A 21,203-nucleotide genomic window follows, 5' to 3' on the forward strand; every position below is an offset into this window, starting at 1 on the left:
TCACGATTTCGTCACGACCGCGGCGGGCCGGTCGACGTCCGCTCCACCAGGACCGTCGGGTAGACGACCTCGCGCGGCGGGGTGAGCCCGGCGGCCATGTCGAGCACCAGCTGGGCGGCGGCGGCACCCTGCTCGTCCGCAGCCTGCGCCATCGTCGTCAGGCCGACGAGCTCCCCCATGTCGTGACCGTCGACACCCATCACGGAGACGTCGCCGGGCACCTCGAGCCCGGCGTCGCGCAGGGCCAGGATCGCCCCCATCGCCATCTCGTCCGATGCCGCGAACACCGCTGTCACGTCGGGCGCCTGCGCGAGCAGCGTGCGCATCGACTCCCGCCCACCGGCCAGGTCGAAGTGCCCGTGCACCTCGAGCGCCGCCTCCGGCTCGATCCCCGCCTCGAGGAGCGCGTCGCGCCAGCCGGCGGCCCGGCCGACCGGCGGCGACCACGGGGTGATGTCGTCCGGGGCCCCGGTGATGTGCGCGATCCGCCGATGGCCGAGGCCGATCAGGTACCTGGTCGCCTCGCGCGCGGTCGCGCGGTCGTCCAGCCGCACGGTGACCTGCCCGAAGCCGCCCCAGCCGATGCAGACCAGGGGGTGGCCCAGGGTCAGCAGGGCGTCGACCTCGTCCTGCTCGAGCGGCAGGCCGACGACGAGGATGCCGTCCACGCGGCGACGCAGCACGTCGAGGTCGACCCGGGGGCGGGCGCTGTCCCGGCGGACGTCGAACGTGTAGAGCAGCACGTCGAAGCCCTGGGCGCGCAGCGTGCGCTCCGCGCCCTCGATCACGTTGGCGAAGTACCACCGGTTGATCCACGGGCTGATCAGCCCGACCGTGCGGGTGCGACCCGACGCGAGGCTCACGGCCGACGGCGACGCGACGTAGCCGAGCTGGGCTGCGACGACCCTGACCCGGTCGCGCGTGGCGCGGTTCACGTTGGGCAGATCACGCAGCGCTCGGGACACCGTCGCCGTCGAGACGCCGGCGGCGCGGGCCACATCATCGATACCTGCCGCCATGGGCGGTGATTGTGCTCCTGTGTGGGCGCCCGGTCCACCGCACGGCGCGCCGTTCCCACCGATTCCCACGGTTGCGGCGCCCGTTCCCACGCCGGTTCCCATCGGTGGCCCCCAGGGAGGGCCCCAGGCAGACCCCCCAGGGGGAACCTCAGCCCTGGGCCGGCCGCACCCCGGCCAGCGAGCGCAGGACGGGGATGGACCCGGCCTCGTCGACGCTGGCGGTGACCTCGTCCGCCGCCGCCCGGACGTGCTCGGGTGCGTGCCCCATCGCGACCCCACGGGCCGCCCAGCGCAGCATCTCGACGTCGTTGTTGCCGTCGCCGACCGCGACCGTCGAGTCCCCGTCGACGCCGAGGATCCGGCGCAGGCGCTCCAGCGCGCTGGCCTTGGTCACGCCGGCCGGGGCGACGTCCATCCAGGCCGTCCAGCCGATCGCGTACGTGACGTCCGCCATGCCGGCCCGGGCCACCAGGGCGTGGAACTCCTCGCTGGTGTGCCCCGGGCTGCGCACGATCAGCCGCGTCACGTCCTGCGCGGCGAGGTCGGCGATGCCGACGATCTCGTGGTGCCCGCTGAGCTCGCCCTCGGGGAAGGCCTTGTTCATCCGGAAGCCCGCGCCGATCACCTCGACCGCGAAGTAGGCGTCCGGGACCTCCGCGTACATCAGCCGCAGTGCCGGCCCGGGGTCGAACGTGATCATCTCGTCGACCTCGTAGCCGCCCGGCAGCGCCGGGTCGATCCGGATGGTCACCGAACCGTTCGAGCACACCGCCCACCCCCGGTCGATGCCGAGCTCGAGCGCGATCGGCACCGTGGCGTGCAGCGAGCGCCCGGTGGCGAGCACGACGTGATGGCCGGCGTCGTGCACGGCGGCCACCGCGGAGCGCACGCCGGGCAGCAGCTCACCGGAGTAGGTGAGCAACGTCCCGTCGACGTCGAGGGCGACCAGCAGGCGGTCGCCCTCGGGCCCCTGCGTGGCAGGGGTCGTGGTCGGTCCGGTCACCGGCCCGGCGTCCCGACCGGCTCGAGCACCTCGAGCCCGCCCAGGTAGGGGCGCAGACCTTCGGGTACCCGGACCGAGCCGTCGGCCTGCTGGTGGTTCTCCAGGATGGCCACGATCCACCGGGTGGTGCCGAGCGTCCCGTTGATCGTCGCGACCGTGCGCGTCTGGCCCGAGTCCGTCCGCTCCCGGACCCCCAGGCGTCGGGCCTGGTACGTGGTGCAGTTCGAGGTCGAGGTGAGCTCGAGGTGCCGCTGCTGGCTGGGCAGCCACGCCTCGCAGTCGAACTTGCGCGCAGCGCTCGAGCCGAGGTCGCCGGCAGCGGTGTCGATCACCCGGTAGGGCAGGTCGACGAGGGCGAGCATCTCCTCCTGCATCGCGAGCATGCGGGCGTGCTCGGCCTCGGCCTGCTCGACCGGCGCGAAGCTGAACATCTCGACCTTGTGGAACTGGTGCACCCGGATGATGCCGCGGGTGTCCTTGCCGTAGGACCCGGCCTCACGCCGGTAGCAGGCCGACCAGCCCGCGTACCGGCGGGGTCCGCCGGCCAGGTCGAGGATCTCGTCGGCGTGGTAGCCGGCGAGGGCGACCTCCGAGGTGCCGACCAGGTACAGGTCGTCGGCCTCGAGCCGGTACACCTCGTCCGCGTGCGCGCCGAGGAACCCGGTGCCGCGCATGATCTCCGGCTTGACCAGGGTCGGGGTGATCATCGGCGTGAGCCCGGCCGCCAACGCCTTGTCCATCGCGGCCGTGAGCAGGGCGAGCTCGAGGCGGGCCCCGATCCCGGTCAGGTAGTAGAAGCGCGCGCCGGAGACCTTGGCACCGCGCTCGGTGTCGATCGCGGCCAGGCGCTCACCGAGGTCGAGGTGGTCACGCGGCACGAAGCCCTCCGCCTCGAAGTCCCGGCGCACGCCGTGCTCGCGCAGCACGACGTAGTCGTTCTCGCCGCCGGCCGGCACGCCCTCGAGCACGACGTTGCCGATCCGGCCGGCGACCTCGTCGAGCTCGACGGCCGCGTCGTCGGCGTCGGACTGCGCTGCCTTGACCTGCTCGGCCAGCGTCCTGGCGTGGGCGAGCAGTGCGGCCTTGGCCTCCCCGGACGCCGTGGCCACCTGGCGACCCAGGTCCTTCTGCTCGGCACGCAGCCGTTCGAAGTCGGTCAGGGCCGCGCGGCGCCGCGCGTCCAGGTCCAGGACGGCGTCGACGAGGGACGGGTCGTCGCCACGAAGGCTCTGGCTCGCACGGACGGCGTCGGGGGTGTCCCTCAGGATGCGCAGGTCGATCACCTGACGAGGGTATCGACCCCGATCGGGGTGTGGCGGCACCGCCCGGGCCGTACGGTGTGCTCCATGACGTGGGAGCAGTGGCTGAGTGTCCTCGCGCTCGCCACGTCGATGGTCGCGGTGCTCCTTGCCCTGGGCGCCCGGCGCGCCGTCGGGACCCGACCGGGTGCGACGCGACCGACGCGCCCCTGGGGCACCTTCGGGCCCGCGCTCGACGCGCCCGGACGCGGCACGGGCGCCGATCGCGACACCTCCCAGCTCGTCGCCTTCGTCGCCAACCCGACCAAGTCCGGCGTGCCGGAGTTCCGTGAGGCCGCCTTCCACGCCTGCGCGACGCGCTACCTGCCCGAGCCGCTGTGGCTCGAGACGACCGAGACGGACCCCGGCGTCGGACAGGCCAAGGAGGCGATCGAGAAGGGCGCCCAGATCATCGTCGCCGTCGGCGGTGACGGGACGGTGCGGGCCGTCGCCGAGGGTCTGGTCGGCACCGGCATCCCGATGGCGCTCATCCCGATGGGCACCGGCAACCTGCTCGCGCGCAACCTCGACCTGCCGCTGAGCGACCAGGAGGACCTGCTGCGCATCGCGCTGACCGGCCATGACGAGACGATCGACGTCGGCTGGCTCACCGTCGAACGCCCGGACGGGTCGACCGACGACGGCGAGCACCTGTTCCTGGTGATCGCCGGCCTCGGTTTCGACGCGCAGATGGTCGCCGGCGCCGACGAACAGCTCAAGAAGCGGCTCGGCTGGCTCGCGTACTTCCTCGCGAGCGTCAAGCACCTGCACGACCGCCGGCTGCGCGTGCGGGTGACCGCCGACGGCGGCCCGCCGGAGTCCATGCGGCTGCGGACGGTGCTGATCGGCAACTGCGGACGGCTGCCCGGCGGCATCACGCTGCTGCCCGACGCCGTGCTCGACGACGGGTGGCTGGACCTCGCGGCGATCGACACCCGCGGCGGCCTGGTCGGCTGGGGGCAGCTGCTGGCCGACGTGCTGCTCCAGGGCATCGGCGTGCGCGCCAAGCTCCCCGCCCGGATCGGCCGGATCGACCACTCCCGCGTCCGGGCGGTCGAGATCCAGGCCCTGCAGGGCGAGGAGTTCCAGATCGACGGCGAGGGCTTCGGGCAGGCCACGGCGGTCACGGCCCGCGTCGACCCGGGCGTCCTGGTCGTCCGCGTCGCTCCCCGGTAGGCACGCCGGCGTCGCCCGGTGGGCACGCCGGCGTCGGCTCAGTGGCCCCGGCCCTCGCGCAGGGCGGCCACCCAGGCCCGCGCCGCGACGAAGTCGGCGTCGAAGGTGCCCGGACGCACGGCGCCGTGCGGGGCGTCGACCCTGGGGTAGGAGCCGAGGAACCGGACGTGCGGACAGACCCGGTGCAGACCCATCAGGGCCTCGGCCATCCGCTCGTCCTGGACATGGCCTTCGGCGTCGATCGAGAACGAGTACCGGCCGAGCGAGTCGCCGATCGGCCGCGACTCGATGCGGGACAGGTTGACCCCGCGGGCGGAGAACTGCTCGAGCATCTCGAGCAGCGCACCGGCCTGGTTGCTCGGCAGGTGGACGACGAGCGTCGTCTTGTCGGCACCGGTGGGCTCCGGCACCCGACCCGGGTGCCCGACCAGGACGAACCGCGTGACGGCGTGCTCGTTGTCCGCGACGTGGTGCGCGATCGGCTCCAGGCCGTAGTGCTCCAACGCGGGTGGCGGGACGAGGGCCGCGTCGAAGCCGAGGTCCTGGGTCGATCCGGCGAGCAGTGCGGCCGGCGCGGTGTTGGAGGTCGCCGGGACGTGCACGACACCCGGCAGGTTCGTCCGGAGCCAACGACGGCACTGCGCCCACGCGTGCGGGTGGGCCGAGATCCGCCGGATGTCGGCGAGTCTCGTCCCGGCACGCGCGGCGAGGACGAAGGTGACCGGGACGAGCATCTCGCGGAGCAGGACGAGCGGATCGCCCGTCGCCAGGGTGTCGAGCACCGCCGTGACGCCGCCCTCGACCGAGTTCTCGATCGCCACCACGGCGTAGTCGGCCTCACCGGTGCGGACCGCCTCGATCGCGGAGACCACGTCGACCTGCGGCAGGTACGTGGCCTCCTGCGGCGTCGCGACCTGGCGCAGAGCGGCCTCGGTGAAGGTGCCGGCCGGACCGAGGTAGGCGTACCGCGGTGCTGACATGGGCCCTCCAGGCCGTGGAGTGATGGTCGGCGGGTACGAGCGGCCCGCCCGCACCGAGGGTAGTGCGCCCTAGTCTTGACCGGTGCCGACCACCGCCCCGCGTTGTCCCGGGCCTGCCGAGACTGCCGGGTGCAGCGCCCGGACCGGCCGACGGCGCAGCGGTCGGCACAGCGCCGCGCCGCTGGTCGTCCTGCTGATGACCGCCCTCGGGCTCCTCCTCGCGGCTCCCGCGGCCGTCGCCCGCACCTCGACCGACACCTCCACCTCCACCGACACCGCGACCGACACCCCGGCCTCGACCCCGGTGATCCTCATCGGCACCTCGGGCCTGCGCTGGGACGACGTGTCGGCCCTGGCGACACCGGCGCTGTGGGAGCTGTCCCGCGAGGGTGCCGTCGGGCTCGTCGCAGCCCGCGGGGCGACGTCGACCGGCTGCCCGGCAGACGGCTGGCTCACCGTCTCGACCGGGACCCGCTCGGCCGACCTCGAGGTCGCCGACGGCACCTGCCGCGCGGTGCAGGAGCCCGGTGCGGACGGGCGCGTGCCCGGCTGGTCGGACTACCTCTCCGCGGCGGACAGCCAGTCGTGGAGCGCCCGGCCCGGTCTCCTCGGCCAGGTCCTCGCCGAGGCCGGCACCGTCGCGACCGGGATCGGCCCCGGTGCCGCCGTCGCCCTCGCCCAGCCGGACGGGTCCGTCGTCGGCACGCACGTGCGACGGCCTGCGACGTCGTCCGGGCTCGACCAGGCCGTCCGCGACGCGGTCCTGGGTGGTTCGCAGCTGGTCGTGGTGGATGCCGGCACGGTGCGGGACCCCGGCTGGGCCACCCGCGCACGGCCGTCGAGCGAGCCCGGGACCGAGCCCGCCGTGGACGACCCGCTCGTGACCGAGGATGATCCGTCGGTCACGGAGGTCGTCCTCGAGCCCACCCGGGCCCAGCAGGTCGCCAGGGTCGACGGGCGGATCGCGTCCGTGCTGCAGGCGGCCCGGGCGAGCGACGCCACCGTCCTGGTCGTGTCCCTCGCCGGCTCCGGACGCTCGGCGCTCCAGCTCGTCGCCGCGATCGGCCCGACGCCCGACGGCGGCCGCTACGAGACGGCGCTGCTGACCTCGGGCTCGACCCGGCAGGTCGGGCTCGCGCAGTCGACCGACGTCACGCCGACCCTGCTCGCCGCGCTCGGCCTCGGCACGTCCGAGCCGGCGCTGACCGGCGCCAGGATCGTGCCCGTCGCCGGTCCCGAGACCGCGAACGCGCGCGTCGACACCCTGCTGAGCATCGCCCGGGAAGCCCTCCAGGTGACCCGGGTCAGCGGCGTCTACACGACCCGGCTCGTCCTGGCGCAGGCGATCCTGTTCGTCGTCGCGGCAGTGATCCTGACCCGCACCGGGCGTGCGAGCGGCACGCCGCTGCGGCCGGCGCTGCGCGGGCTGCAGGTCGTCTCGCTCGCCCTGGCCGCCGCTCCGGTGTCGTCGTTCCTGACCGGCCTGGTGCCGTGGTGGCTGTCCGACTCACCCGGTACCGCGTTCTGGCTCGTCCTGGCCGGCTGGGTCGTCGTGATCACCGCCGCCGCACTCCTCGGTCCATGGCGAGGGCACCTGCTCGGGCCGGCCGGTGCGGTGGCGGCGGTCACCGTGCTCACCCTCGTGCTCGACATGCTCACCGGGTCGAACCTCGTGGTCGACTCTCCGATGGGCGCGCACCGCATCCTGGCGGCCCGGTTCTACGGGATGAGCAACCAGGCCTTCGCGCTGCTCGCGGGTGCCGGTCTGCTGCTCGCCGCCGTCGTGGCGCAGGTCCTGGTGGAACGCGGCCGGCGTGCCCTCGCGACGGCCGCGGTGGCCGCGATCGGCGTGCTGGTCGTCGTGGTCGACGGCACCCCGGGGCTGGGCAGCGACCTCGGCGGCCCGCCGGCACTCATCCTGGCGTTCACCGTCCTGACGCTCGCCGTGAGCGGTCGGCGCGTCCGGTGGCAGACCCTGCTCGTCGTGGCCGTCGTCGCCGCGGTCCTGGTGGGCGGTGTGACGGTCGCCGACTGGATGCGCCCGCCGGGCGACCGCACGCACCTCGGCCGGTTCCTCGCCACGGCGCTCGACGGCGGCCTGTGGGACGTGGTCTACCGCAAGCTCTCGGTGAACCTGCGGGTCCTGACCTCGTGGCGCTACCTGCTGCTGGCGATCGGCGGCATCCTGCTCACCGCGCTGGTCCTGGCCGGACCGCGGCCCCGCCGAGGGGGGCTGCTCGGCTCCGGCAGCCCGCTCGCGGGACTGCAGGAGGCTGTGCCGCTGCTCCGGCCGACTGTCGCAGCGATCGGGGTCGCACTGACGATCGGCTTCCTGATCAACGACTCCGGGATCGTCGTCCCGGCCACCGGGATCGCTGTCGCGGTGCCCTGCCTCGTCGCTGCCTCGGCGCGCTGGCGGCTGGCCGCCGAGCTCAGTCCTGGGCCGGCTCTGCCGGACGCCGCGGCGAGCGGCGGCTCGGCATGAGCGTGCGGCGGACCGTGCCGGCGATGCCGCGCACCTTGCGGGCGTTGATCGCGAGCAGCACGTCGCGGTACTGAGCCGCACGGTGCAGCTGACCGCGCAGGTCCGAGCCCGAGGCCCGGTGCCGCAGGTCGCACGGGACCTCCACCGCGACGAAGCCCTTGCGGACGAGGTCGATCGTCATCCCGGTCTCGACACCCCAGCCGTGCGCGAGCGGCGTCGCCGCCTCGAACGCCTCGCGGGTCAGGCAGCGCATCCCGGACAGCGGCTGGGTGGGCGTCCAGCCGGTCATCGACTGGATCGAGCGCCGGGCGAGACCGACGACGATCCCGCGCCCACCCGCACCCGCCTGCGGAGGCAGCAGGGCGATGGACACGTCGGCCGAGCCGCCGAGCACGGGCCCGACCAGGGGTGCGGCGTTGACCGCCGACTCGGCGAGGTCCCCGTCGATGAACAGCAGGAGCCGTGGCGGACGGTCGTCGGTGTCCCGCATCGCGACGACCGCGGCTCCGGTCTCCATCGCGGACGCCTTGCCGCGGTTGTGCGAGTGGCGTACGACGACGGCACCGGCGTCCCGGGCGACGTGCTGGGTGGCGTCCTCGCTCCCGTCGTCGACGACCAGGACGAGGTCGACGAGCGGGATGGCCCGGGCAGCCCGGACGGTCGCCGCGATCCGGCGCGACTCGTCCTTCGCCGGGATGATGACGGCCACCCGCTGGGCGGGAACGGGAGAGGACGTACTCGCGTCGGTGGAACGGCGACGACGTTCGGGGGACACAGCACCAGCCTAACGACCTTGGGGCGTCACGCCATAGCGACGCCAGGTGCCGGTCAACATCCGGTCATCTGTGCGGGTGAGAGGCCGTTCGCGACGGCCCCGGCTCAGCGCAGGGTGAGCTGGCGCGCGACCAGTCCGGCCCGCGCCCGGCGCTCGTTCGCGTCGAGCGGCGCGTCGACGGCCAAGGCGCCGTCGAGGCGTGCCGCGAGCTCCGCCACCGGCGTCTCGATCTCCTGCGCCTCGGTCCCCGGGGCCAGGTCCCACACCGGCACGAGGATCCCGCAGGAACGGAAGGCGCCGATGAACTTGCCGATCGAGCCGGCGTCGCCGAGACCCGACTCGCGCCGGGCGTGCAGCCGGGCGAGGGCGTCGAGGAAGAGCTGCTCGTCGTGCGGCATGGCCCACCGCAGGTACTCACGCTCGCCCATGCGCGCCCAGTAGGCGGCCTCGACCGAGGTGAGGCGTCGGGTCGGCACGATCGTCTCGTTCATCTGCTCGAGCGATGCCGCGACGTCGGGAGCGACCTCGACGCCGGCGGCGGTCCAGAAGTCGAAGCCGTCGTGCACCGTCACCTCGAACGGGACCGACAGGTCGAGCACGTCCTGCAGGCGCGGACCCGGCTCGGGCAGGGCTGTCGACGTGATCGGCGTGCCGACCGGCAGCTCCAGGACGCGCAGCAGCAGGTCCGCCAGGTCACGCGAGGCGTCGCCCGATCCGGCGTGCTGCTGGAGGGCGATCATGATCGCGCCGTCGCCGCGGTGCAGGGCGGGCCAGGCGGCCGGCAGGACGGTGGCGACGACGACGTCGCGCGCCCCGTACTCCTTCGTCGTGCGTGCCGTCGCGGTCGCAGCCGGCACCACCTCGCGCATCGCGACCCAGTCGGGCTCTCCCGGAAGGCCCTCGAAGGGGCGCAGCACGAACTCGACGGTCGCTCTCTTGGCCATGGTGACCGAGGGTACCGTGCGCAGCAGCGGCATCGGGTGCGAGGATCGACACATGCACGCACGCGCCGGAACACCCGCCCTGCCCGAGGACCTCATCGACGTCGACGCCCTGGTGGGCGCGTACTACGACCGGACCCCCGACGTCAGCGACCCCGGCCAGCAGGTTGCCTTCGGCACCTCCGGCCACCGCGGCTCGAGCCTCGACACCGCCTTCAACGAGGCGCACATCGTCGCGATCACCGCGGCGATCGTCGAGTACCGGCGCAGCCAGGGCACGGACGGTCCGCTCTTCATCGGCCGCGACACCCACGCCCTCTCGCTGCCCGCATGGCAGACAGCCCTCGAGGTCCTGGCCGCTGCCGAGGTCGAGGTGCACATCGACGCCCGGGACCGGTTCACGCCCACGCCTGCGGTGTCCCACGCGATCCTCCTGCACAACGGCGCGGCGACCGCCGAGGGCGTGCGCACCACGAGCTCGGGCTCGGGCTCGGGCCTCGCCGACGGCATCGTGGTGACCCCGTCGCACAACCCGCCGCGGGACGGCGGGTTCAAGTACAACCCGCCGCACGGCGGACCGGCCGGGTCGGACGCCACCGGCTGGATCGCCGACCGGGCGAACGAGCTGCTGCGCACCGGCATCGGCAGCATCCGCCGGGTCGGCGTGGCGACGGCTCTCGCAGCACCGACCACCCGGCGCCACGACTTCATGTCCGCCTACATCGCCGACCTGCCCAACGTGCTGGACCTGGACCTCGTCCGCGCCAGCGGTGTGCGGATCGGCGCGGACCCGCTCGGTGGTGCGTCCGTCGACTACTGGGGCGAGATCGCCGAGCGGCACGGCCTCGACCTGACGGTGGTCAACCCGACAGTCGACCCGCGCTGGTCCTTCATGACCCTGGACTGGGACGGCAAGATCCGGATGGACTGCTCCTCGCCCTCCGCGATGGCCTCCCTGGTCGACGCGATGGCCGCCGGCACCGGCGGGGCCGCTCCGTTCGACATCGCGACCGGCAACGACGCCGACGCCGACCGGCACGGCATCGTCACCCCGGACGCCGGCCTGATGAACCCCAACCACTACCTCGCGGTCGCGATCAGCTACCTGTACGGCGGGGCTCGCCCGGACTGGCCGGCCGGTGCTGCGATCGGCAAGACCCTCGTCTCGTCCGCGCTGATCGACCGGGTCGCCGCGCACCTGGGCCGGCCCCTGCTCGAGGTCCCGGTCGGCTTCAAGTGGTTCGTCCCGGGCCTGCTGGACGGCTCCGTCGGGTTCGGTGGCGAGGAGTCGGCCGGCGCATCCTTCCTGCGCCACGACGGGACGGTCTGGACGACCGACAAGGACGGCATCCTGCTCGCGCTGCTCGGCGCCGAGATCACGGCGCGCACCGGGTCCTCGCCGTCCCAGCTGCACGCGGCGCTCGTCGAGCGCCACGGACAGTCCTGGTACGCCCGGGTCGATGCGCCCGCCACCCGGGAGCAGAAGGCGGCGCTGGGCTCGCTGCGGCCCGAGCAGGTCACCGCGTCGGTGCTCGCCGGCGAGCCGATCACTGCGCGCCTGGTCGAGGCGCCGGGCAACGGGGCGGCGATCGGCGGCCTCAAGGTCACGACCCCCAACGCGTGGTTCGCCGCACGGCCGTCCGGGACCGAGGACGTCTACAAGGTCTACGCGGAGTCCTTCGTGTCGGCCGAGCACCTCGTGCAGGTCCAGCTGGCAGCGCAGGAGCTGGTCACCCAGACACTGGCCGGCTGAGCCGCGGCTCGACGAGCGCAGCAGCGACCAGCCGCGCCTGGAAGACGTCGGCCGGCACCGGGCGCGACCAGAGGTAGCCCTGTCCGGCGACGCAGCCCAGCAGCCGCAGGGCATCGGCCTGCGCCTCGGTCTCGACGCCCTCGGCGACCAGCGCGAGGCCGAGCGACTCGCTCAGTCGCACCATGGTGGTCACGATCGCCTGGCTGCGCACGTCGTCGAGCATCGCCGAGACGAACCGGCGGTCGACCTTGATCATCGAGATCGGCAGCTCGATGATCCTGGTCAGCGGGCTGTACCCGGTGCCGTAGTCGTCCGCGGCCAGCCCGATGCCGGTCCGGCGCAGGGCCACGAGGTCGTTCAGCAGGAGCTCGGTGATGTCGTCCAGGTGCGTCTCGGTGAACTCGAGCACGAGACGCTCCGGCGGCAGACCGGTCCGCGCGAGCACGTCCCGCACGATGTCGGTGAACCCGGGCACGTCGAGCTGACGGGCCGAGACGTTGACGTGCACGGCCGGCACCACGCCGTCCGGACCGGCCGGCCACTGCTGCGCGAGCTCGCAGGACCGCTCGAGGACCCAGGTGCCGATCTCCGGCATCATCCCGGAGGTCTCGGCGACGTCCAGCCACTCGACCGGCGCGAGCACCCCACGCTCGGGGTGCCGCCAGCGGATCAGGGCCTCGGCCGCGATCGCCGTGCCGTCGCGCAGGTCGACGACGGGCTGCAGGTACATCTCGAGCTCACCCTGCGCGACCGCCCGGCGCAGCTCCTTCTCGATCCGCACGGCCCGCATCGCGCGTGCCCGGTGCTCGTCGGAGAAGACGACGGCGCGCCGCTTGCCGTCGGCCTTGGCGGCATACATCGCCGAGTCGGCGTCCCGCAGCAGGTCGTCGGCCGTCGCACCCGCGGTGCCCCAGGCGATGCCGATGCTGACGCCCAGCGAGTACGGCTGGCCGCCGATGACGAGCGGCGCGGCAAGCGTCTCGATCACCTCGGTGGCCAGGTCCTCGGCCTGCTCGGTGGTCCGGGTCCGCGGTCGCAGGACGACGAACTCGTCCCCGCCGAGCCGCGCCGCGACGTCCGAGGGCTGCAGCAGGCTGCGCAACCTGGCCGCGACCTCCACGAGCGCGTGGTCGCCGCTGGTGTGACCGGCCGAGTCGTTGACGAGCTTGAAGTCGTCGAGGTCGCAGAAGAGCACCGCGACCCCGCTGCCGTCGTCGGGCAGGGTGCGCAGCGCGAGCTCGATCCGGTCGCGGAGCAGGGCCCGGTTGCCCAGGCCGGTCAGGTTGTCCTGGAGCGCCTGCACGGTGAGCCGCTCCTCGGCCTCCCGCCGTGCCGTGACGTCGATCATCTGGGCGACGAACATGCCCTCGCCGGCCTCGGCCGACAACGGGGAGAGCGCCACCTCGACCCAGCGCATGCCGTCCCAGGACTGCACAGCGATCTCGCCGTGCCACCCCGGCATGGTCCCGGCAGCCATCGCCTCCACCGCGTCGGCGAGCATCGCCCGGTCGCCGGTCTCCAGCCGCGCCGTCCACGACGCCCCGACCAGCTCGTCCGGCATGCCGGTCAGGATGCGGGCCGCGACCTCGTTGAGCTCGACCACGTCGAGGCCGCCGCCGGCATGGTCGGGCGCGTCGGGCACCTCGGCGCGCGCGTGGCCCTGCGGACCGCCGTCGTGCCCGGGCACGCAGCGGCGCAGCAGGAGCATGCCGAGCAGCGCCTCGCTGAAGCCCTGCCGGAAGAGCCGCTCACTGGCCGCGACCCGGGCGAGGGCGGCCCGCCGCTGGGACACCGAGACGACGAGCGGAAGCATGATCAGTGAACAGACCAGCAGGTAGCCCTGGACGAGGGACGCCGTGGTCGTGGTCGACGAGCCCAGCTCGGCGGCGAACGGACCGCCGCCGTACCGGCTGGCCCACACGATCACCACCGCGAGCGCGACGAGCTGCGCAGCCACCGTGCGCATGCCGAGCCGCAGCGCACCCCAGACCAGGAACGGCATCGGGATGAAGGTCAGGGGCAGCGCCTGGCCGGGGCTGAACACAGCGGCGGTCACCGTGAGGGTGATCGCCCACTGCGCGACCGCCTCGGGGCCGCGACCCGGGGCCTGCGGAGCAGACGCACGCAGCCCGAGTGGCGCGATCACCATGATCGCGGCGCCGTGGCTGGCCATCACCGTGCGGGCGGCCGTCAGGGCGTCGCCGTGCTCGAGCAGCCCGACCGTGAGCCCGGCCCCGAGGCCCATGACCAGGACCCCGAGGAAGGTCGCGGCGAGCAGCCGGAACATGTCCTCGAGGGTGGCCATGCTCGGGGTGACCCGGCCCCTGACCAGCCACCACGCCACGACCGTCGCCTCGAGGGCGTTGGTGATGCCGAAACCGGCGGCCGCGTCCCAGGGTCGGCCGGCCACGGCGTTGGCGATCCCGCTCGAGATCGCGATGGTCAGTCCCACCGCGAGCACCCACCGTCGAGGCGCCCACACCATGGCGAGGACCGAGACGCCCGCGGCGGGCCACCAGGCCGCGACCCGGTGGTCGACCGGCGCGAGCGCGACCGCGAAATAGGCGAGCACGAAGACGGCGACCGCGAGCACGACCAGGCCGACCGGGCTGCTGGACAGGCGCCGCAGGACGCGGCTGTGCGTCGGGTACTCGAGACGGGCCTCGGGGCGGGAGCCGGGGCGCACGACGGCGACGTCGTCCTGCGGACGCACGCCCACGGCCGTCGGCCTCACGATCGGCGTGCCTCCCTCGCGATGCGGGGCACGCATGCGGCGTTGCACCCTGCCCCGTGCTGATCCTCGCACGCACACGCACGGAAGCACGGGGTGAAACCGCGCCCGGGCCGCACCGGGTGCGCGGCAGGGCAGGCGGGCGGCGACTGCGAGAATGCACGCATGCTCCAGCCGTACCGCCAGATCCTCGCGCGCCCGGGTGCGCTGGCGTTCTCCAGCGCCGGTGTCCTCGCGCGGATGCCGATGTCGATGGTCGGCATCGGCATCGTCCTGATGGTCTCGGACCTCTACGGCTCCTACGGACTGGCCGGCCGGATCTCGGCCGTCTACGTGATCACCCACGCGATCTGCTCACCGCCGCTCGCGCGGCTGGTCGACCAGCGCGGCCAGGCCAGGGTCATGCGCCCCGCGATCGGCGTGACCGTCCTCGGGCTCGCCGGCCTGATCGGGGCCGCGCTGGTCCACGCCTCACCGTGGCTGCTCTACGCGGCAGCCGTCGTGATCGGTGCCAGCATCGGCTCGGTCGGGGCACTGGTGCGCGCGCGCTGGTCACATGCGCTGCGCGACCCGCGGGACATCCACACGGCGTACTCGCTCGAGTCCGCGCTCGACGAGCTCGTCTTCATCGTCGGGCCGGTCCTCGCGACGGTCCTGGCCACGAGCGTGCAGCCGACCGCCGGGCTCGTCGTGCCGATGGTCGCCGTCACCGTCGGTGGCCTGCTGCTGTTCGCCCAGCGCGGCACCGAGCCGCCGAGCACCCGGCGGGAGCCCGGCGTCCGTCGGCGGCACGTGATGCGCTCGGGCGGCATGATCGTGCTCGCCGTGGTGTTCGTCTGCATGGGCGCGATCTTCGGTGCGACAGACGTCGCGACAGTCGCCTTCGCCGAGGAGCAGGGCCACAAGGGTGCGGCGGGCGCCATCCTCGCGGTCTTCGCGGCCGGCTCGATGCTCTCCGGCATCGGCTACGGGGCCCGGCACTGGGTCAGCCCGCTGTGGCGCAGGTTCGCGCTCGGCATGGTGGCCCTGGCCGTCGGCGCCTCGCTGTTCTTCCTCGTCACGAGCCTGGCGGCGCTGGCCGGGGTGATGTTCGTCGCCGGGTTCGCCATCGCGCCGACCCTGATCAACGGCAACGGCCTGGTGCAGGACCTCGTCCCCAAGGACCAGCTTACCGAGGGTCTGACCTGGGTGGGCACCTCGCTCGGCTTCGGGGTGTCCTTCGGCTCGTCGATCTCCGGCGCCCTGATCGACCGGGACGGCTCGCACAGCGGCTTCCTCGTGGTCGTCGTCGCGGCCGTCCTGGCCGTCCTGGCCACCGTCGCCTCATTGCGGACGCTGCGCGCGGGCGCCGAGCCGGTGCCACCGGCACCGCGGGCCGCACCGACGACCCAGGCGGACCCGTCACACGGCTGAGAAGCCCCCGCCGACCAGGAGCAGGCGTTCGACAGCCCCGTCGTCGAGCGGTCTGCCGAGCAGGAAGCCCTGGCCGTCGTCGCAGGCCAGCGCGACCAGCTCGGCGAGCTGGTCGGCATCCTCGATGCCGCCGCCCACGACGCTCATGCCCAGGCCGTGCGCCGTCGCGATCACGGCTGCGACCAGGCCGCGCTGGCGCGTGACGTCGGTGAAGCGCTCGAGCTTGACCACGCTCACCGGGATCGTGGGCAGCCGGGCGAGCGAGTTCACCGTGGCCCCGAAGTCGTCGACGGCCAGCTGGATGCCGAGCCGGCTCAGGGCGCTCAGCACGGCGGCGACCTCGGGGTCGTCGCCCATCAGGGCCCGCTCGCTGATCTCGAGCCGCAGGTGCTCCGCCTCGATGCCGTGGGTCGCGAGAGCGTCGGCGACGAGCCCGACGAAGCCGTCGGCCCGCAGCTGCCCGCCCGAGACGTTCACCGCCATGCTCAACGGTCCGCTCCCGGCGCCACGTTCGGCCGACCACGCAGCGAGACGGCCGCACGCGGTGTCCAGCACCCACGCGCCGATCGAGCCCATCAGGCCGATGCGCTCGGCGATCGCCAGGAACTCCAGCGGCTGGAGCGTCCCCCAGCTGGGGTGCTCCCAGCGCAGCAACGCCTCGAAGCCCAGCACCCGCTGGTCGGCCAGCGACAGCAGCGGCTGATAGACGAGCCGGAGCTCGTCGTTGGCCAGCGCGTTCTGCAGGTCGGCCTCGAGCTGCAGCCGTCCGTCCGACTCGGGCTCGGAGTCCGGGTCGTAGACGTGGAAGTGGTTACGGCCGTGCTGCTTGACCCGGTACATGGCCGAGTCGGCGTTGCGCAGCAGGTCGGAGCTGCTCGTCATCGGGTCGTCGGCCGTGGCCGCGCCGACGCTCGCCGACAGCTGCACCCGGACACCGTTGTCGACGAACGGTTCGGCGAGGGTGCGGACGACCCGGTCGGCGATCTCGCGCACGTGCTCGTCCGTGCCGACGCGCTCGCAGAGCAGGACGAACTCGTCCCCGCCGAGCCGCGCGACGGTGTCCTCCCGGCGCGCCAGGTCGGTCAGCCGGCGTCCCAGCTCCGCCAGGAGGCGGTCGCCGACGTCGTGCCCGTAGGTGTCGTTGACCGACTTGAAGTGGTCGATGTCCACGAAGTAGAGCACCACGCGTCCCGGTGACCGCTCCATCCGGACCAGGGCCTGACCCAGCCGGTCCATCAGCAGGTACCGGTTGGCCAGCCCGGTGACGGAGTCGTGCATGGCCTGGTGGGCCAGCGCCCGCTCGGCGGCCTTGTTCGCCGTGATGTCCCTCGTGGACGTCAGCACCCCGATGACGGCGCCGCCGGCGGCGTGCTCCGGCGAGAGCGTCGTGTGGAACCAGCCCTCCTCGCCGCCGGGAGTGGTCGTCGAGTACTCGAGCTCGCCGGGCTCGCCGGTGTCCAGGACACGGTGCAGCGCGGTCTCCCAGGCCTCGGCCGCGGGGTCGGGCATCCCCGACTCGCGGTCGGTCCGGCCGACGAGGTCGGCCAGCGGCACGCCCCGCAGGCGTTCACCGGCCGGGTTGATGTACCGGTACCGCAGACGTTCGTCGTACTGGGCGATCGCGTCGGTGGACCCGTTCAGGACCGCGCGCAGCTGGGACTCGACCCGGCTCAGCTCGGCGTTGGCCTTCTCGGAGGCCCGCGCCATCCGTACCATCTCCTGCTCGAGGAGCACCCTGGACGTGAGGTCACGCGAGATGCCGAAGGTCCCGATGATGGCGCCGTCCCGGTCGCGCAGCGGGAACTTGCTGCTGGCCACCCAGGAGTCCGGTCGGTCGTCCCACGTCTCCTGCTCCTGCTTGTTCACGATCGGCTCGCCGGTCGCGATGATCCGCTGCTCGTCGGCGTACGCCGCGCTCGCGTGGACGTCGCCGAAGAGGTCGAAGTCGGACAGGCCCAGCAGCTCCTCCTGCGTCATGTCGTGCAGCTGCGCACAACCGCGGCTGACCAGGATGAAGCGGCTCTGCAGGTCCTTGAAGTAGATGATCTCGTTCGAGTCGTCGAGCAGGTTGCGGAGCCACACCTCGTCGAGGGTGTGGTCGGACCCGTCGGTGGGCGCTGCACCGGGAGACGCGTCATGGCTCATCGTTGTGCCCGTCGGACGAGGGTGATGCGGCCGAGGCTACGGTACGGCGCCCGACCGCCGGTGGGACCTGGGCCCGGAGTCCCGCCGCGCCCGCGTGCCGGACACCGACCCCGGTCAGCCGATCGTCGCGCCGAAGACCGCACCGAGCCCGTAGGTCACGGCGGCCGCACCGGCGCCGATCGCGAGCTGACGCACGGCCCGTCGCACCGGCGGACCACCCGAGATGACCCCGACGCTCGCACCCGTGACCAGCAGGGCGAACCCCACGGCCGCCATGGCGACGACCAGCGCGGACCCACCCTCGAGACCCAGCAGGAACGGCAGCACCGGGACGGCCGCCCCGGAGGCGAAGAAGCAGAAGCTGGACAGGGCTGCACCGACGTCGGTGCCCACCAGGTCGTGGTGCTCGGTCGACGGGTCGTCGGCGTGGTACTCCCGGCTCTCCGATCCGAGCACTGCGATGTCCGCCATGACCTCGTCCGCACGCCGCTCGGCCTCGTCGACAGTCATCCCGCGGGCCCGGTAGACCAGGGCCAGCTCGTTGGCGTCGACGTCCAGGTGCGGCAGCGCGTCGCCCGCGGACAGGCTCGGGTTCGACGCGGCGAGCAGCTCGCGCTGGGAGCGGACCGAGATGAACTCACCGGCACCCATCGACAGGGCGCCACTGAGCAGACCGGCCAGGCCGGTGATCAGGACGAGGTGGGTCGGCGTGCCGGCCGCCGCGACGCCGATGACCAGCGCCAGGTTGGACACCAGCCCGTCGTTGGCCCCGAAGACGGCGGCCCGGAACGTCCCCGACAGCTGGTTGCGGCCCCGGGCCGCCAGCGCACGAACGACCTCACCGTGGATCCGCTCGTCGGCGGCCATCGCGGCGGTCGCGTCGACGTCCGCGTCGTAGGTGGCCCGGGCCTCGGCACGCTGGGCCAGCGCCAGCACGAACACCGAACCGAACCGTCGGGCCAGCCAGGCGAGCAGCCGGAAGCGGGGGTCGCCCCGGTGCGGTGGGCCCACCTGGTCGCCGAGCAGGTGCTCCCAGTGGGCCGCGTGCCGCCCCTCGGCGTCGGCCAGGGCGAGCAGGATCTCGCGCTCCTCGCCGTGCCGGTGGCCGGCCAGGTCGCGGTAGACGGCCGCCTCGGCCCGCTCGTCGGCGAGGTGCCGCCGCCACCGGCGCAGGTCAGCAGGTGTCGGGGAGGTCACCGGGCGAGCCTGTCACGCCGCTGACGGACCGGGTCGGGACGGCGCGACGCCGGGGACCGCAGGATCGGGCCCCGACAGGTCACGCGCCGCCCAGGTGGTGCGAGGCGGACGCGGCACGCATGGTCGCGGCATCGGCCGCGATCACCCGGGCCACGTCCACGATCGACAACGGGCGGCCGAGCAGGAAGCCCTGGCCGTCGTCGCAGGCGAGCTCGACGAGGTCCTTGAGCTGCGCGACCGTCTCGATGCCCCCACCGACGACGCTCATGCCCAGCCCGTGCGCCATCGCGATGACCGCCGCGACGACCTCGCGGTCCTGCGCGGCCACGGCGAGCTGCTCGAGCTTCACGACGCCGACCGGGAACTGCGGCAGCCGCGCGAGCGAGGTGTAGGTCGCGCCGAAGTCGTCGACGGCGAGCTGGACGCCGAGGGACGTGAGCGCCTCCAGGGCCTCGTGCGCGTCCGGACCGTCATGGACCAGTGCCCGTTCGGAGATCTCCAGGCACAGCTGGGCCGGCGCCATCCCGTGCCGGTCGAGCGTCGCGGCGACCAGCTCGACGAAGTGACGTTCGCGCAGCTGGCGACCGGACACGTTCACGGCCATCGTCAGCGGGGGGATCGCCGGGTCACGCTCGGTCGTCCACGCTGCGAGCTGCGCGCACGCGGTGTCGAGCACCCAGGCGCCGATCGGGACGATCAGGCCCCGGGACTCGGCCGTGCCGAGGAAGTCCTTGGGGCGCAGCGTGCCGCGCTCGGGGTGCTCCCAGCGGATCAGTGCCTCGAACCCCAGCACCCGCTGGTCGCTGAGCGACAGCCGCGGCTGGTAGACGAGCGCGAACTCGTCGTTCTCCAGGGCACGTCGCAGCTCGACCTCGAGCTCGGCACCGCCGAGCGCGTCGGACGGCGCCTGCGGGTCGAAGATCTCGAACCGGTTCCGGCCGCTCTCCTTGGCCCGGTACATCGCGGCGTCCGCGCTGCGCAGCAGGGTCGACGAGCCGGCCTGGGGGTCGCTCGTGACCACCGCGCCGACGCTCGCCGACAGGCGCAGCGTCACGGTGCCGGCGTCGAACGGTTCGGCGAGGGCGTGCACGATGCGCTCGGCGATCGCCTCGACGTCGTCGTCCGTCGGCACCCGGCCGCACAGCACGATGAACTCGTCACCGCCCAGGCGGGCGACCGTGTCCTGCCGCCGTCCGGCGCGCTCCAGGCGACGGGCGGTCTCGACGAGCACGCGGTCGCCGATCTCGTGACCGTAGCTGTCGTTGACGTCCTTGAAGTGGTCGAGGTCCACGAAGAAGAGCGCGAGCCGGTTCGGCGAGCGCTCCATCCGCACCAGGGCCTGGCCGAGCCGGTCGGTCAGCAGGTACCGGTTCGCCAGACCCGTCAGCGAGTCGTGCGTGGCCTGGTGGGCGAGGGCCTGCTCGGCGCGCTTGATCTCGGTGATGTCGCGCATCGAGGTCAGGACGCCGACGACGGCGCCGGTCGCGTCGCGGTCCGGCGAGAGGGTCGTGTGGAACCACTCCTCCTCGCCGTCCGGGCTGCTGTGCACCGAGAACTCGATGTCGTCCGGCTCGCCGGTCTCCAGCACGCGGTGCAGGGCCGGCTCCCAGACCTCCAGCGAGCTCGCCGCCATCCCGGTCTCGCGGTCCGTCTTGCCGATCAGCTGGTCGAGCGTCATCCCGCGGGACCGCTCGCCGGCGGGGTTGACGTACTGGTACCGGAGGTTGCTGTCGTACTTGACGATCGCATCCGTCGAGCCGTTCAGGACGTCGCGGAGCTGGGCCTCGACCAGCATCACCTGGGCGTGGGCGTCCGATGACGCCTTCGCCATGCGGCCGATCTTCTTCTCGGCGCGCGCCCACCGGGTGACGTCCACCGAGTAGCCGAAGGTCCCGATGATCGTGCCGTCGACGTCGCGCAGGGGGAACTTGCTGGTCTCCACCCAGGTGCCGGGCCGGTCGGCCAGACGGTCGACCTCCGCCTTCTCGGTCACCGGCTCACCGGTGGCGATGATGCGCTGCTCGTCCGCGAACAGCTCGCGGGCATGGGCGTGGTCGGTCAGGTCGAAGTCCGTGAGCCCGATCATCTCCTCCGGGGTACGGCCGTTCACCTGGGCGCAGGCCGGGCTCACCCGGATGAACCTGCCGTCCAGGTCCTTGAAGAAGATGATCACGCCGGGCGCGTTGAGGAGGTTCGTCGCCCAGAACTCGTCCGGGAACGACTGCGCCACGATGTCGGCCGCGATCTCCGGCGCGGTGTCCGCGTGGGATCTGTTGCTCATCGTCGC

Annotated in this window: 14 protein-coding genes; 4 read left to right on the forward strand and 10 right to left on the reverse strand. The window is 73.3% G+C overall.

The window, feature by feature from the left end; genetic code table 11:
• Positions 1-11: 11 nt before the first annotated feature.
• The 3 genes from K415_RS0105600 to serS form a co-directional block, all read right to left on the reverse strand.
• Entirely contained in the window at positions 12-1,019 is a 1,008-nt protein-coding gene (locus tag K415_RS0105600; RefSeq protein WP_024286105.1) for a LacI family DNA-binding transcriptional regulator, read from the reverse strand.
• A 148-nt stretch (positions 1,020-1,167) separates the two neighbouring features.
• Positions 1,168-2,022, reverse strand: a complete 855-nt coding sequence (locus K415_RS0105605) for an HAD family hydrolase (protein WP_024286106.1) — start codon at positions 2,020-2,022, stop codon at positions 1,168-1,170.
• Positions 2,019-3,305, reverse strand: a complete 1,287-nt coding sequence (gene serS / locus K415_RS0105610; RefSeq protein ID WP_024286107.1) for a serine--tRNA ligase — start codon at positions 3,303-3,305, stop codon at positions 2,019-2,021. The genes K415_RS0105605 and serS overlap by 4 nt, the downstream gene beginning before the upstream one ends.
• 63 nt (positions 3,306-3,368) lie before the next feature.
• Between serS and K415_RS0105615 the strand changes: the two genes are divergently transcribed.
• Positions 3,369-4,496 carry a diacylglycerol kinase family protein gene (locus K415_RS0105615; protein WP_024286108.1) on the forward strand — a complete coding sequence of 376 codons (1,128 nt, stop codon included), beginning with the start codon at positions 3,369-3,371 and terminating at the stop codon, positions 4,494-4,496.
• A 38-nt stretch (positions 4,497-4,534) separates the two neighbouring features.
• Here the strand turns inward: K415_RS0105615 and pheA are convergent, their stop codons facing one another.
• The gene (gene pheA / locus K415_RS0105620; protein ID WP_024286109.1) at positions 4,535-5,476 is read right to left on the reverse strand and encodes a prephenate dehydratase; all 942 of its coding nucleotides are present in this window, start codon (positions 5,474-5,476) and stop codon (positions 4,535-4,537) included.
• An 82-nt stretch (positions 5,477-5,558) separates the two neighbouring features.
• Here pheA and K415_RS0105625 point away from each other — a divergent pair, with 82 nt between their 5' ends.
• Entirely contained in the window at positions 5,559-7,961 is a 2,403-nt protein-coding gene (locus K415_RS0105625) for a hypothetical protein (RefSeq protein WP_024286110.1), read from the forward strand.
• On the opposite strand, the gene K415_RS0105630 is transcribed toward K415_RS0105625, so the two are convergent.
• Together K415_RS0105630 and K415_RS0105635 are read right to left on the reverse strand one after the other, a co-directional pair.
• Positions 7,909-8,736: a glycosyltransferase gene (locus K415_RS0105630; RefSeq protein ID WP_051480412.1), complete on the reverse strand. Its 828-nt coding sequence runs from the start codon at positions 8,734-8,736 to the stop codon at positions 7,909-7,911. The two genes, K415_RS0105625 and K415_RS0105630, sit on opposite strands and share 53 nt — an antisense overlap.
• Positions 8,737-8,840: 104 nt before the next feature.
• A complete protein-coding gene (locus K415_RS0105635; RefSeq protein WP_024286112.1) occupies positions 8,841-9,680 on the reverse strand; it encodes a DUF5926 family protein in 840 nt (279 codons plus the stop codon).
• Between the two features lie 52 nt (positions 9,681-9,732).
• On the opposite strand from K415_RS0105635, the gene pgm reads away from it, so the two are divergent.
• The gene (gene pgm / locus K415_RS0105640) at positions 9,733-11,430 is read left to right on the forward strand and encodes a phosphoglucomutase (alpha-D-glucose-1,6-bisphosphate-dependent) (protein WP_024286113.1); all 1,698 of its coding nucleotides are present in this window, start codon (positions 9,733-9,735) and stop codon (positions 11,428-11,430) included.
• Here pgm and K415_RS22535 read toward each other — a convergent pair.
• Entirely contained in the window at positions 11,408-14,164 is a 2,757-nt protein-coding gene (locus K415_RS22535) for an EAL domain-containing protein (protein WP_197024676.1), read from the reverse strand. The genes pgm and K415_RS22535 overlap by 23 nt on opposite strands.
• Before the next feature lie 162 nt (positions 14,165-14,326).
• On the opposite strand from K415_RS22535, the gene K415_RS0105650 reads away from it, so the two are divergent.
• Positions 14,327-15,574, forward strand: coding sequence for an MFS transporter (locus tag K415_RS0105650; protein WP_024286115.1), 1,248 nt, complete (start codon positions 14,327-14,329; stop codon positions 15,572-15,574).
• Here the strand turns inward: K415_RS0105650 and K415_RS0105655 are convergent.
• The 3 genes from K415_RS0105655 to K415_RS0105665 all read right to left on the reverse strand — a co-directional run bounded on the left by K415_RS0105655 (position 15,563) and on the right by K415_RS0105665 (position 21,197).
• A complete protein-coding gene (locus tag K415_RS0105655; protein WP_024286116.1) occupies positions 15,563-17,719 on the reverse strand; it encodes a bifunctional diguanylate cyclase/phosphodiesterase in 2,157 nt (718 codons plus the stop codon). The two genes, K415_RS0105650 and K415_RS0105655, sit on opposite strands and share 12 nt — an antisense overlap.
• A gap of 114 nt (positions 17,720-17,833) precedes the next feature.
• Positions 17,834-18,916 carry a VIT1/CCC1 transporter family protein gene (locus K415_RS0105660; protein ID WP_024286117.1) on the reverse strand — a complete coding sequence of 361 codons (1,083 nt, stop codon included), beginning with the start codon at positions 18,914-18,916 and terminating at the stop codon, positions 17,834-17,836.
• A gap of 79 nt (positions 18,917-18,995) precedes the next feature.
• Positions 18,996-21,197 carry a bifunctional diguanylate cyclase/phosphodiesterase gene (locus K415_RS0105665; protein ID WP_155859375.1) on the reverse strand — a complete coding sequence of 734 codons (2,202 nt, stop codon included), beginning with the start codon at positions 21,195-21,197 and terminating at the stop codon, positions 18,996-18,998.
• Positions 21,198-21,203: the final 6 nt, after the last annotated feature.

It is taken from the genome of Cellulomonas sp. KRMCY2, from assembly GCF_000526515.1.
In the GTDB taxonomy this organism is placed as follows: domain Bacteria; phylum Actinomycetota; class Actinomycetes; order Actinomycetales; family Cellulomonadaceae; genus Actinotalea.

Excerpts from the sequence above, each read along its gene's own strand:
- pheA (WP_024286109.1), bottom strand. The coding sequence starts at position 5,476 with ATGTCAGCACCGCGGTACGCCTACCTCGGTCCGGCCGGCACCTTCACC.
- K415_RS0105650 (WP_024286115.1), top strand. The coding sequence starts at position 14,327 with ATGCTCCAGCCGTACCGCCAGATCCTCGCGCGCCCGGGTGCGCTGGCG.
- K415_RS0105665 (WP_155859375.1), bottom strand. The coding sequence starts at position 21,197 with ATGAGCAACAGATCCCACGCGGACACCGCGCCGGAGATCGCGGCCGAC.
- pgm (WP_024286113.1), top strand. The coding sequence starts at position 9,733 with ATGCACGCACGCGCCGGAACACCCGCCCTGCCCGAGGACCTCATCGAC.
- K415_RS0105600 (WP_024286105.1), bottom strand. The coding sequence starts at position 1,019 with ATGGCGGCAGGTATCGATGATGTGGCCCGCGCCGCCGGCGTCTCGACG.
- K415_RS0105635 (WP_024286112.1), bottom strand. The coding sequence starts at position 9,680 with ATGGCCAAGAGAGCGACCGTCGAGTTCGTGCTGCGCCCCTTCGAGGGC.
- K415_RS0105655 (WP_024286116.1), bottom strand. The coding sequence starts at position 17,719 with ATGAGCCATGACGCGTCTCCCGGTGCAGCGCCCACCGACGGGTCCGAC.
- K415_RS0105615 (WP_024286108.1), top strand. The coding sequence starts at position 3,369 with ATGACGTGGGAGCAGTGGCTGAGTGTCCTCGCGCTCGCCACGTCGATG.